Genomic DNA, 13,119 nt, shown 5'->3' with positions numbered 1-13,119 from the left:
AGTATTCGCATGAATTGTTACAGCGAATACCCACGCTTCTTTCATCTCAATTCAACGCTCCACTTAACCCACTACACCTGAGCGCTCAATGCTCTCCACGAAATAACGCTGCACAAACAGATACAAAATAATCAGCGGTGCAATCGCCAGCAAAATACCTGTGTCCACAATCATGGCCACATAGTTCGGATCGGCCTTAATGCCCGAGTTCGAACCAAAGCCCATCAGTTGCGGAATCAACTGGTTCGCCTGAGCAGGCAAGGAAGCCACCTTCAGTGAGATCAGTGGACTTTCACTCATGAATAATGCCGAATAGAACGTATCGTTGTACTGCCACACAAAGGAGAACAGAATGACCGTAATCAGTGGTGAGATGGCATTGGGCAACATGATACGGGCAAACGTCTTGAATCCACCAGCGCCGTCAATCAGGGCGGCCTCCTCGATCTCCTTCGGCATGCCCTTGAAGAACTGTCGGAAGATGTAGATGAACAACCCCGCCTTCAGCCCTCCCGCTGTTGCCGCCGTAATCACGGAAGGCCAATACGTATTCAGCAGATTAATGCCATTCTTTCCGGTAAACAACTGGATGATGCCCATAAAGTCAAAGCTGCGGAAATGCAGATACATCGGCACCATGAGTGTGCTTGTTGGCACCAGAATGGTGAGAATGACCAGGATAAAGAGCACATTGCTACCTGGAAAAGAAAACCGGGCAAAGCCGTATCCGGCAAGTGCACAGGATATGGCTGTCAGAAGCGTTGTGATGGTAACGAACAATAACGTGTTTGCCAGCAGAGGCAGGTAATCCATCACTTGTGCCGCCAGCCGGATATTATCCAATGTAACGTTCTGAGGAATCATATAGATCGTTGGATTGTAGATATCCTGCTTATCCTTGAACGCCACTGACACTTTGAGAAATAACGGGTATAAAATAATAAATGAAATACCAATGACCAAAGCATATCTGAATATGGAATAGAGAAGGTCCGATGTCTTGTTTCGCACCCGCTGCATGTGGTAATTCTGCTTCGGAACTACCACCATGCGATCTGTCCCTGATGCAGCCATAATCTGAAGCCTCCCTCAATGTGAACTGTCAGTTGTAATGAACACGCCGTGATAACACCCATCCCACTACGATCAGTACAAGGCCAATCACCAGCGTATACAGCCAGGACATCGCCGAGCTTAAGCCAAAGTTCTGGGTTTTGAATGCGGTCTGATAGATCGCCTGTGTGACCAGACTTCCGGCAAAGGAATCAATGATGGTATAGATGACATTTGTCAGAATTAATGGACTGACCATGGGAAATGTTATTTTCCAGAACGATTCATAGGCTGTCGCCCCTTCGATCTTCGCAACCTCATACATGGATCCCGGTACTGATTGCAGCGCGGCGAGGAAGATCAGTATCTGCACACCCGAACTGCTAATAATCTCATAGATCCGCATGATGGCTTCAACGATGTAATCCACATAGGCCATTGGCAATCCCACATCCGCCAGCATCCGCACAATGGACACCACATTGAACGAGGCACTACCATCAGCGGCCGCATCGACAGCACTTGCATCCCCCATTAGATTGATTAATCCCGCAGACTCTGCTGCTGCAACTGCACTGGAAGCCAGAATAACCGGCAGAAAGAAGATCGCACGTGCCATCGTCCTACCTCTGAACTTCTGGTTAAGCAGTGTTGCTGTAAACAGACTGAAGAACAGAATCATCGGCACATTCAGCAACATCGCTCCTACGGAATCCACCAGAATCCGGTTGTATGTAGCATCAACCAGAAGCGCATCCTTGAAATTTTTGAATCCAACAAAGTCCAGAACGTATCCGCCAGGAGCAACCGACAGATTACTCAGACTGAACCGAATCGATTGCAGGAGCGGTGTGGCAAAGAGGAAGATGAAACCGAGCAGCCACGGCGAAATAAATGCAAATCCAAGCAGCGCTCTCCGTGACTTCAGCGATAATCGAATGGTTCTCATCGGTTCACTCCTCCCACCACATAATCCGTCCCGCCAACCGTCGTTCCATCCACAGTTACTGCATCCGCATTGTAATTGACAAGAATGGTTGTACCGCCAGTATAGGTGACTCGGACCACACCTTCCTGAATGCGTTCATGTCTGAGGATCTTCTCATTCACCACATCTCCCAGTACGTCTTCGGCCTGCTTATACAAAGCAATGGCGTCATCCACCCAATAACTGTACTCCGTTGCGTAGGCCGAATCATAATTTGTCAGCTTCAGCCTGGATGATGGTTCATAGGTCCATTGGAAATACGGAGCGGCCCCAAGCTCCAAGCTTCGCAGCAACTGTTTGCGGAGATCCTGATCCCCCGACATGTTCATTGGAGATGCCGCATAGTTCATGTATCCATGAATGACCATCGTATAAAAAGGTACTTCTTCATCGGTAATATTGAACCGACTTGACCCTGCGGGTACATTTACAACATGTTGTGCGCTACCCCAAGCATAGCTATTCGCTGCGGATACCATCAGGTTCGAATAGGACTGTGCCAACTTGCCCAGCTGCTCCTTCACTATGTTTTTTGCCGTCTCCCGATGAATCACCCGACTATCCCGGTAATCCGAAGTCAGGACCTGCCCCAGATCACGAAGGGATAATCCACCGAGGTCCAGTTGATTGAATTGATCAGTAAACTTACTCACCACATAAGGAAGCTTGGCGGCTGAGAGCAGATAATAGCTGTCCTTACTCTGATCCATACGATTAAGCGCAGAGTTGTATGGATACAGTTCTGCTGTCTCCTTAGTAACAAACCGCGCTGCATCCGAGGAAGGAGCAAAACGCATATCATCGTGATAAATATGCTGGAAAGCCACATCCGGGTACAAAGCTCCACCCGACTGCTCCAGCTTAGTTGACAATGCCTGAAGTTCGGAACGACTGCCTACTTCCTTGTCCAACTTCACCTGCGTTGGCGTATGATGGCTGACACCACCGCCGAACCATCCCTGATACCGCATTTGTACACGGTTCACACCATTCTGCTGTAACTTCGCTGCCATTTCAGTGGCCTGTTCGTACGTCGTCATAGCTAAAGTGGTCCGATAGGGTACGCTAAGGAACGAAGCCTTTTTGTCCACTGCACCAATCACATCCACATAGAACGGCAACTCCGTCTTTTCCGCGAGGGGTTTCAGCACATCCTGTTCTATTAACTGCTGTTGATACAGGCGGGCCATTCCCGAGTAACTGGCATCTTCTCCATGAAGGAAATGATAGCGGACCTGAATGTCTCCACGGTAAGGCTCTTCGCCAAGCAGCTGAATCTCCTGCATTTTCTGCGAGGTGTACATCTCCAGCTCATCCTCCCCCCGCAGGGAGAAGGTCGCATGCACATGGTTGTAGCTGTTCTGTCTGCCTCCAATATCCGCAGAGATACTGGCTATGCCGTCCCCTTTTTCAATGACTGCAAACCACGCATTCTCCCCGTTCTTCAGACCAAACACAGGCATATGCGCGGATTCACTAACCTGAGGACGACTGAGCGAATTATCATTCGGGTCTGCTCCATAGACACGCTGTACATACTGCTCTTCCTGGGTTTTCCCGTTGTTCAGGTGGATCAGACTACCCGAACCGTCAGGTACGAGCATGTAGCCTTCACCTTTCGTATCCACAGCACCAAAATAAGCGAGCAAATCAATACTTCGGATACGGTATTGCCCACTTTCCTCTATCTGACTCAGGGGCACGCTAACAACAAGCGCTCCCTTCTCCAATCGGTATTCCACAGAAATCACGAAGCTTGGCTTATCCGATACGCCTCCGCCTTCGACTCCATTCTCATGATTGTCATAAGCGAGATCGTCCGCCGTGTAACCTGCCGTCTCGAAGGCACTCAACATCTTGTTCAATACAAGCTGCTTCGAAATCTGTCCATCCAGCCGTTCCAGAATATCCGGATTGTTCTTGGTTGGATAGTAACGGGCAGATGTGTATCTAGCGACAGTCGCGTCCAGCTTGGAAAGAACCTTCTCCTCCAATCGCTGTTTGCTAATCAACTTCGGCAGTGCATCAATCCCAAGTGATGTATCACCCAGTGTATAGTTGACCCGAATCCCTTGATCGATCTGGCCCACTGTGAATTGTTTGTTGCTTATACTCGAACTGAAATTTGGAAAGTTCTCCAAAGTGCCCATCGAATCCCGGAAAGACACGTTCAACTGGGAGGACAGCACTTCTTTCTCATACGCAGAAGCAAGACCATCCTCAGCCCGTTCTTTCGGGTTGCTGTACCAGACCTCTCCACTTTTCCCGTCACGTACTGCAATTTCCGTTGTCTCCTCGTTATAGTACAGAGCCAAGCCCTGATCTTCGGCGACCAATTGCATACCAGGCACCCCCTGCGAAGAGTCGACAAGGAACTTCAATGGTTCCTCCGTGACAGGCATAGCTCTGGTTGTTGTGTCCAGATAAGCCGCAGCTTCTACGGCAGGAATGCCCCTGTTGTTTATATACAGCAGCCCGGCTGCAATCATGATTACAGCTGCACCACCAGCCAGCACCGTATATAGTCGTTGCCTTTGGTTCACGGATGCCGCCTCCTTTAGGTCCGAAAAATCAACTCGCGGTAGATGTTATAACCGAATTCGTACAACTGTTGCAGCATGCTGAAGACCAGTGCGCCAAGGAATACAATAATGCCCATCACGATGAGTGTCAGCACCATCGTAACGATCGTTTTAATCACCGTGTACTGGTGTACCGTCATCATGCCAATGAACAGAAGCAGTACAAACCAGAAAAACGCGATGCTATTGAACAGATAATAAAAAGCAGTCTCCTCCTGCACCATGAACCGGCTAATTACGATCATCGGGGCATAGACCAGAATAACGGGAATGAGCGAGTAGCCTGTCGCCAGCACGATTTCCCTGAACTTGCCTTCCCCTTCCATCAAGGTCGTTACTGCCCAATTGGCAGTGCACCATAGAAAGAAAGGCACCGCAACTGTGGCGATCTCAATGATGCTGTTAATCGTGCGAGGGTCGATGTAATTGACGAGAAATCCTGCATACTGCTTTTGCAGAATCATCATGACAATGGTAAGCGCGAGTGCTGCAAAAGCAACAAACAGCCGTCCCCGGTTATCCGACTTGAGGTCCCAGAATGCATCAATGGGGTGAAAAATGAGATGCAGCGGAAACTTAATGAAATCCTGCTTCACGATCGACCTGCCTCCTCCGTCTCCATTTAGCCGCCACCCGGGTCAGGATCAGAATGACAATCAGCGCAATCACAGCGGTCAGGAATGTACCAAAATGTTCCTTCATCATCTCTCGCCGATGCCTCTTGAACGCGACAGAATAACTCTTGCGATCCATCCCAAGTTCGAAGTACCCCAGCGCCTCCTCGTTTTTCTTCTCCATTAATAAGGACTTGCCGATACCGATATAGGCGATGTCATAGTTGGCATTCAGCTTAAGCACTTCTCTCCATATATTCACAGCTTCCGTGTCCTCGCCTCGATAGTGGAGTGCGACCGCTTCATTCACACGGGAACCAAAACGAGTTGGCTCGTAGACAACAAGATTGTTCTTCCCCCGGTCCAGAACCAAGTGGTGCTCACCCGATTGTTCAATCGCAACTGGCGTTTTGAGCGTGCCCACCTGATTTCCTTTGCCACCATATATGTAGAGCAGATGACCTTCATCGTCGTACGTGAACACCCGATTCTGTGTCGCATCCAGTACACTGTACATGCCGTCGCCGAGCACTTTCACATCAATCAGTTTGGATGGACCGGGATTGTTGCGGAACCGGATATCGCCTTTGACGTCGTAATAACCAAAACGTTTCAGTACATCTTCGCCAGACGGATTCAGCCGTTTGATCGGTTCATTCGAGCCTGGATCAATATTCGTCGCATACACGAATCCTTTGGGGTCAATATCCGCATTGGAGAACTCTGTTGGCACAAACAGAACCATCTGTGCACGCTGGGCTTTGGTGGATAACATGCGCCAGATATATTCGCCGTAGTCCCGCTCCACTTTGTTGGTACCGACGTATCCGATAAATGCCCCACTCTCATCAAACTGCATAATGCCTTCGTAGACCCCTTGTGCCACAACATATACGCGACCTACATGATCAACCGTCAGTTTCAAGGGCTGGAACTGGAATTGGGTCGACAGGATATCCGACTCCGGCTCGGTTATGATATGAAGCAGCCTCCCTTCTCCATCCAAAACAACCACTCGACTGTTTCCCGTATCGGCGATGTATATGTGTTCTTCTTCATTCACGAACAATCCGCCCGGAAGATTAAAGCTCTCTTTGCTGCCCTCTGTCATGAATCCATCGATAACGCGCAGCAACTTAAATTCCGGGTCCAATACGACAATTCGATTGTTGCCACTATCCAAAATGTAGATCAACCCGGACGGAGAAACGTTCACATCACCGGGGTCTTTGAACTCACTAATGCCGAGGTCACGGCCTGAAATGGTGCGCTCAGGCAGATAGGCATCTGGTGAAGGAACAGCCTCTTTCCAGTAGTTGTAGTTATAACTCTCATACGGCGCCGGGGAGGCCGCCGCAGGCACGGCATTCACCAGCAGCAGAGATACTGCCGCCAGGAGAACAAGCCATCTTTTCACTGTGCGTGCCATATCGTTCCCCCTTAATCCTTCATGCCCGAGCTCGCCATCGTCTCAATGATTCGGCTCTGAGAGAAAATAAATAGCGTGATCGGCACACTCATCAAAATCAGTGCTACCGCAGCACCTGCTCCTGCCCGGGATATTCCGCCCTGAATAATCTGACCTGCTGCATAATGCAGGGTCTTGAGCTGCTCGCTGTAGATGTACCCATTGCCATCACTGCCCCATAACATCTGGAACAGCAGAATGATCAATGTAAGCCAGGCTGGCTTCACATTGGGCATGACAATGGACCAGAAGATCCGGTATTCACTGGCACCATCAATCTTGGCCGCTTCCAGTAGCGCATCCGGGATCTGCTCCATGAACTGTTTCATCAGATACAACCCGAGTGAATAGGCAAATGCCGGGATGATAACAGCCCAGTACGTGTCAATCCATCCGAGCCATGACATGATCATATAGTTCGGAATGGCCGTCACCGCAGGTGTGAACATCAGTGATAGTACGACCACTTGGAACATGAATACTTTGCCTGGAAACTTGTGCTTCGCAAGCGGGTAGGCGGCTGCGGAAGCCAGAAGCACATGACCTACAATTCCGATACCTGTAATAAATACCGTGTTGAATATATAGCGTGAAAACGGCACCCACGAGTCACTCAGCAGATTCAGCAGATCTGTAAAGTTGCTGAATGTGGGATTTTTGACAAACAGCGTTGGCGGAAAGGTGAAAATCTCATCCAATGGTTTGAATGCATTGTTGATCGCATAGATCAACGGCAGCACCATGAAGGCACCAAATACGAGCAGAAGGGCAAACAGGGAGAGACTTCCTGATAGCGAGCGATTCACCCGCTTTTTTCCTGTTGCAATTGCAGCCATAGGTTATTCTCCCACCCTTCGAAGCAGTTTCTGTACCAGCAAGTTGGTGCCCACCATGATCATGAACAGCACGGTCGCAATCGCCGATGCGTATCCCATCTCAAACCGCGTTGTACCAAAGTCGATCAAGTGGGTGACCACCGTCTCTGCCGCATAGTTCACGCTTGGGAACCCGGCCAGTGCAATCGACACATCAGCCACGGCAAACGAAGTTGTGAGCTGAATGACCGCGCCGAACATGAGCTGTGGACGCATCGAAGGCAAGGTAATGTACCACAGCTCCTGCCAGCGATTTTTTATCCCATCCACCGCGCCCGCTTCATATAACGTCCGGTCCACCGTCTGCAAACCGGCGATAAATGCCAGAAATCCGGTGCCGAGACTCAGCCACAACTGCACGAGAATGAGGATGGGCATAATATAGGCTTCCGTCTTCAGCCACTGGATCGGTTCCAGCAGAAAACCCCATTTGATCAACAGCCCATTGGCAATACCATAACGATCTCCCGAGAAAATCATGAGCCAGATAAAATACACATTGCCCGAAATGGAGGGCGCGTAGAAGATCAACGTCATGAACGCTCTCCATTTCGGTGTTAACTCATTAATGATCCACGCGAAGACAAAACAGGCAATATAACTGATCGGCCCGGTAATAATGGCGAACAACAACGTATTCTTAATCGCAATCAGGAATACATCATCCTCCAGAAACAGGCGGGTATAGTTCTGCCAGCCAATGAAACGCGGGAATTCCAGCATATTAAAGTAGGTGAAGCTGAGTATGATCGAGATGACAACCGGAATCACGGTAAACATGACGAACAGCAGCATATAAGGTGCAAGCAGAACATAGGAATGTTTGCTGGCCTTCATTTCCTGGAGCTTCCAGCTCCACCACGATTTCATGCCCATCCTTGACGCTTTCTCAGGAGGACTGTTTTGTCCGTCTCGGAGTGATATTTGTGGCACGATTAACCCTCCCTCTGCTTACGGAAGACCAAATTCATTACGCTTCACTCGAATCTCGTCCTGAATATATTGGGTATAATCCATGATGGATTCCCTGGCTTCCACTTGGCCAACAACGGTTTTGTAAAATGCATTGAACAGATGGCGGCCTGTAAAATAACCACCAGGTACTTCGGGAATACCCTTCACTGTTTCAAATTGCGCCTTCAGATTGGCGTAATCCTCGGCAGGCCACGGCAGGGAATCCAGTGCCTTGATGTTGGCCGTTGGATAACGAGCCGCTGCGCCCATCAGACCTTCCATCTCCCGTCCGAATTCCGCCTGAATCGGTGCACTGGTCCACCATTTCATGAACGCCCACGCCGCATCCTGATCCTTGGCACCCTCCAGCATCATGACTGCACTGCCTCCACCCGGTACGTCCCGATTCAAGGTTCCATCCGCCTGAACGGTTCCCGGGACAGGAACGAATCCCCATAATCCCCGAATCTCTGGTGCAAATACGGACAGCTGGTTGTACATGGTGTAATCCGTTAGCCCAATAGGCATCTGTCCTGTCCGGAAACGGTTGGCAAAATCATATTCCCGTTCCAGCTTGTAATCGGTATAGAACTCTGTCCATCGCTTAAAGGTCTCAATCCCGATCCGGGAATCCAGATCCGATTCCTTGTCATCATTCCGATAGAAGGCGCCTCCGTTCTGAAGCAGCATTGTGGCATACTGCGAGTTCGGTGGAATATTGACCCCCTGCATATTGGCCTGGGTTACAACCGGCATGCCAAATTCCATATGGTTTTTGCTCAGAATCGCGAGCAGAGCCTCAACATCCTCCCAGTTCTGAGGTACTTCAAGTCCCAGTTCTTCGAGCACATCCTTACGGTAAAACAGCATGTTAAAGGTCTGCGTCTCCGGCAAGGCATATACGCCTGAGTCATAGGCATACGGTACGATTGCACTTTCCCTGAACTCCTGCTCTACGGTGCCATAGTCACTGAATTGCGTCAGATCTACAGCCGAATTCCGCATGGCAAAATTCACGGGCAGATCATTGCCGATCTGCATGGCAATATCGGGTCCTTCGTCCGACAAGGTCGCTGGCAGCAAGGTTCCCATGTTGACCAGCTTCAAGTTCACGTTAATGCCACTGTCTGGTGTAAATGTCTTGTCAATCATCGCCTTCATCGTATTCGCCTGGTCCCGCCCGCTGCCAATCCAGACGGTTACGGTGCGCTGATCTTCTGATGTAGCTACATTGCCGATCTGGTTATAATCAATGAAGAACGAATGATAGAATATCTTCGCTTCATGACCGAGCTTGGCAATTGGCCCCATGCCTGTACCGGGAATATCTTGGTCGATGGAAGTGACGTACAGGGCGTCGATCTCAAGGGGCTGCTCTCGTGCCTGCTGCACCCATGTGCCGAGACCCCCTGTGTTGGTTTTGTATGCTCCAAGCCTTCTTGGTATGGTATTTGGCTTGTCAATCATCTCGTCCAGTTGCTGCGCCATCGTCTTGATCAGTGCTTCCTGATCGCTGGACTGTCCTGATAGAAGACGAAGCTGTGCGGCCACGTCTTTGAGTCGTTTACTCTCCCCACTGAACACTTCCAGCAGGTTCGGGATCTGCTGTTCCACCCGATAATCCCGGAATTCATCGGGCTTGGTACCTGTAATCATCAGAATGCGCCGGTACATGGAGTTCAAGTTGTACAGACTGTCCTCCACATTTCGGATGAGGGGCGCAAAATCACCCAGGCTGTTCTCCAGCCGCAGCACATGTTTTCCTTTTTCCAATTGAAACTTGTATGCTTCCTTGCCACCCATGACGTCAATGCGATAGTCACTTTGATAACGAAAAGGCGCTTGGGCCATCTCTGCGAACGGAACTTCACCGTCAATGGTCAGTTTGCGAGTAGAATAGATGCCTTTGACAAAATTCTGCTGTGCGGTAAAACCGATATGATACAGTCCGCTCTCCGGCACATCCACTTCCCATTCAATCCATTGTCCTGGCAGACGCCAGTTAAAGCCACCAATCGTATTGATGCGTACCTGGGAAGCACTGTAAGGAGATACTGCAGAACTTGACCTTTCGCTCGTCGGGTATAACGTAGGTGAAGATTTGGCAATAGCAGCTTCTCCTTCAATGCGAATAAGGACATCCTTCGGCTGCCCGGAGGAATCCGACTGTTGTGCCTCCGCAGTCTCTGCGTAAGGAACGGCTGTCTTCTCATTGAAAAGGCGTATGGACCGAATCACCATGGGTTCACGCGAAGATTTTAGCGTTAGGGTGTGTTCCCCTTTTTCCAAATAAAACTTGAATGGAGCCTGCTCGTACCCGTCGGAGTCCTGAAACGTTTCTTCCATCCAGCGTGGTTGCTCTACTTGTCTCGGACGAAGGTCATTGCCTTGATTGTCCTGCTCCACAACATCTTTCTCATTGGCCCATACCCGATCAAACTGCAAATAGGCGGCTTCCGCAAAAGGAAGTTCACCGTCAATGTACAATGCACGTTCAATAGCTGAGCTCTTGCCTTCAATGGGATAATAGATTGCGGACAGGTTATACAGCCCGGTCTCCGGCACGTTAATGGTCCAATCGACTTGTCCGGTCTCTCCGGTACGGAGAGATACACCATCCATTCCCTCATAATTAGTGAGTTTGCGGACGTCTTCACCTTCGGCTCTTATGTAATCTCCCGCTTCAATGGTGATGTCCACACTTGGCTGTGAAGCCTGGTCTGTTCCAGAGCGATACTGTTCGTATCCCTTCTTCTGCCGGGTTTGCTGCAAGATCGCATCCACTTCAATGGCAGGCAGACTGCCAGGTGGAACATCTGCACCCTCATCAGCGCCGGAAGTTACATATAGAATGATGCAAGCTGCCGCCACGATGATCACTGTGGAGAATATCCATGTCTTACGTTGTAGAATTCCAGCCATCCTGCGAGTCCTCCTCATCAAGGCTGATGCCAGCAAAGCCGATTTGGTGGTTCAGGAAAAAGGGGCTCCGTGCAACATTGCCGACACGAGCCCCTGCCTGAATCGTTTGCTGGTGATAAGTGTTGTTATTGTTTGCCGAGTTTATCAATGGCAGCTTGTGCCTGTGCTTTGTATTTCTCAGCGGTTGCTGTGACGGAAGCATTGTCCTTGATGATATCGTTCACAAAATCCCCGAAAGGGTATCCCGTGTAGGCATCATCCAGCAAGATACGGCCTGTTCCAGCGATGTGCTCGCGAATGATGGCAATATCCTTCTCGTCGGTATAACGACTTTCCAGATAGTCCTGACCTGGATACTCTTCGATCTGCAGGATGTCGAAGGTCTCTTCATAGATTTGGTAGACGATCTTTGGATCCTCCACACCTTTTGGAATGAATTTTGCCGATGCCGCGTTGTTTGCATACGTTACCTCTTTGCTGCCCTGTGGCCCATTCGGAATGGGTACAACACCGACAGCAAAGGTGAGATCGCCCAACTGCCATTCAGCAGCAGTGAACAGAGCAACGTCTCCATCCTTAAAAGTGTTGCTCTCCTCCCAGTTGGTTTTGTCACCGGTTTTGACCTTCACGACGTTTTCCACGTTATACAGGCGTTTAACGAATTCGGTTGCTTCAATCGTTTTCGGATCAGATAATCCTTCCTTGCTATTGGCATCATCCACGATGGTTCCACCATTTGCAGCGGTAAAATGGCGAACGACATCAAGGGCCCAGCCAGAAAATCCATATACATCTGTTTTGCCGTCATTATTGGTATCTTTGGTTGCCTGCTTGGCGAGTTCCATGAATTTGTCCCAATCCCATTCGCCCTGGTTATACAATTCTTGTGGATCAGGTAATGACAGTTTCTTGAACAAGTCTCGGTTATAGTGAAGTCCCAGACCAATGCTGGTTGGTGATTCGAAGGCATATTCATTGCCTGCAATAGCAGGAAACTTTGTGATCAGGTTTGCTTCCTGGTTGATGTTGTTCTCAGGTGTAGTGAATTCGGAGAGGGGCAACAGTTGCCCTTTGAGGATGGCGGGTAGTGCGGATTTGTATTCCATCTGAACGATGTCGGCGAATGGTTCGCCGGCCAGTGCAGACGTGGTAAATTTGTTCATGTATTCTTCGAAAGGTACGTTGACGAACTCCAGTTTTACGTTGTATTTCTTCTCGACCTCTGCAATTTTATCGAGTCTGGCCTTATCGGAGGCGGTCTCTCCCGCCGGTTTCAGATCCCACCAGGCAGCAACCTTGATGACACGTCCACCCAGATCAGGCACATTTGCCACAGCTTCTTCCACTACGTCCTCTTTCTCTGTTTCAGCGACTTCGGTGCTGTTACCTGAGTTCGTTGTTCCCTCTGTTTCGCTTCCCGTCTGTGCTGTCCCCCCACCACTGCAAGCGGATACAAAAAGCATCACGGCCAATAACATCAGAGGTACAACATTCCATCTTCTAATCATGTTTTTAACAACCTCCCCGAATGTGTATACCAATCATGGTTCACCCTAAATCGCTAACCCCACTCAGAAACCAATCAAAAATAAACAACCACCACCATTTGTTATTTTATCGTTTGTTTTTGACAAACAAAATTTAACACAGCAAAATGTAAGCG

At 49.5% G+C, this 13,119-nt stretch carries 9 protein-coding genes; all 9 read right to left on the bottom strand.

All coding sequences use genetic code 11. The features are described 5' to 3' along the window. Positions 1-63 precede the first annotated feature (63 nt). Positions 64-1,074, bottom strand: coding sequence for a carbohydrate ABC transporter permease (locus MKY85_RS08420; RefSeq protein ID WP_342572368.1), 1,011 nt, complete (start codon positions 1,072-1,074; stop codon positions 64-66). A 28-nt stretch (positions 1,075-1,102) separates the two neighbouring features. Beyond that, positions 1,103-2,002, bottom strand: coding sequence for a sugar ABC transporter permease (locus MKY85_RS08415; protein ID WP_342572367.1), 900 nt, complete (start codon positions 2,000-2,002; stop codon positions 1,103-1,105). Continuing rightward, on the bottom strand, positions 1,999-4,584 hold the full coding sequence (locus MKY85_RS08410) for a DUF5696 domain-containing protein (RefSeq protein WP_342572366.1): 2,586 nt from the start codon (positions 4,582-4,584) through the stop codon (positions 1,999-2,001). The genes MKY85_RS08415 and MKY85_RS08410 overlap by 4 nt, the downstream gene beginning before the upstream one ends. A gap of 14 nt (positions 4,585-4,598) precedes the next feature. Next, positions 4,599-5,219, bottom strand: coding sequence for a YIP1 family protein (locus MKY85_RS08405; RefSeq protein ID WP_342572365.1), 621 nt, complete (start codon positions 5,217-5,219; stop codon positions 4,599-4,601). Continuing rightward, on the bottom strand, positions 5,200-6,666 hold the full coding sequence (locus MKY85_RS08400; protein WP_342572364.1) for an NHL repeat-containing protein: 1,467 nt from the start codon (positions 6,664-6,666) through the stop codon (positions 5,200-5,202). The genes MKY85_RS08405 and MKY85_RS08400 overlap by 20 nt, the downstream gene beginning before the upstream one ends. A gap of 11 nt (positions 6,667-6,677) precedes the next feature. After that, complete coding sequence (locus MKY85_RS08395; protein WP_017689719.1) at positions 6,678-7,541, bottom strand: carbohydrate ABC transporter permease; 864 nt, start codon at positions 7,539-7,541, stop codon at positions 6,678-6,680. Positions 7,542-7,544: 3 nt separating this feature from the next. After that, positions 7,545-8,456 (bottom strand): sugar ABC transporter permease, encoded by a 912-nt coding sequence (locus MKY85_RS08390; protein WP_091032984.1) that lies wholly within the window; start codon positions 8,454-8,456, stop codon positions 7,545-7,547. Positions 8,457-8,531: 75 nt separating this feature from the next. Next, the gene (locus MKY85_RS08385; RefSeq protein WP_342572363.1) at positions 8,532-11,456 is read right to left on the bottom strand and encodes an extracellular solute-binding protein; all 2,925 of its coding nucleotides are present in this window, start codon (positions 11,454-11,456) and stop codon (positions 8,532-8,534) included. Between the two features lie 125 nt (positions 11,457-11,581). Further along, positions 11,582-12,964: an extracellular solute-binding protein gene (locus MKY85_RS08380; RefSeq protein ID WP_342572362.1), complete on the bottom strand. Its 1,383-nt coding sequence runs from the start codon at positions 12,962-12,964 to the stop codon at positions 11,582-11,584. Positions 12,965-13,119 lie beyond the last annotated feature (155 nt).

Origin of the sequence: Paenibacillus sp. FSL R5-0749 (assembly GCF_038595085.1) — a bacterium.
Lineage (GTDB): Bacteria > Bacillota > Bacilli > Paenibacillales > Paenibacillaceae > Paenibacillus.
This window is presented reverse-complemented; position numbering and strand designations above follow the sequence as displayed.

What these genes read in the sequence shown, in the direction of transcription:
- MKY85_RS08420 (WP_342572368.1), bottom strand. Translation starts at nt 1,074, where the DNA reads ATGGCTGCATCAGGGACAGATCGCATGGTGGTAGTTCCGAAGCAGAAT.
- MKY85_RS08415 (WP_342572367.1), bottom strand. Translation starts at nt 2,002, where the DNA reads ATGAGAACCATTCGATTATCGCTGAAGTCACGGAGAGCGCTGCTTGGA.
- MKY85_RS08400 (WP_342572364.1), bottom strand. Translation starts at nt 6,666, where the DNA reads ATGGCACGCACAGTGAAAAGATGGCTTGTTCTCCTGGCGGCAGTATCT.
- MKY85_RS08395 (WP_017689719.1), bottom strand. Translation starts at nt 7,541, where the DNA reads ATGGCTGCAATTGCAACAGGAAAAAAGCGGGTGAATCGCTCGCTATCA.
- MKY85_RS08390 (WP_091032984.1), bottom strand. Translation starts at nt 8,456, where the DNA reads ATGGGCATGAAATCGTGGTGGAGCTGGAAGCTCCAGGAAATGAAGGCC.
- MKY85_RS08385 (WP_342572363.1), bottom strand. Translation starts at nt 11,456, where the DNA reads ATGGCTGGAATTCTACAACGTAAGACATGGATATTCTCCACAGTGATC.
- MKY85_RS08380 (WP_342572362.1), bottom strand. Translation starts at nt 12,964, where the DNA reads ATGATTAGAAGATGGAATGTTGTACCTCTGATGTTATTGGCCGTGATG.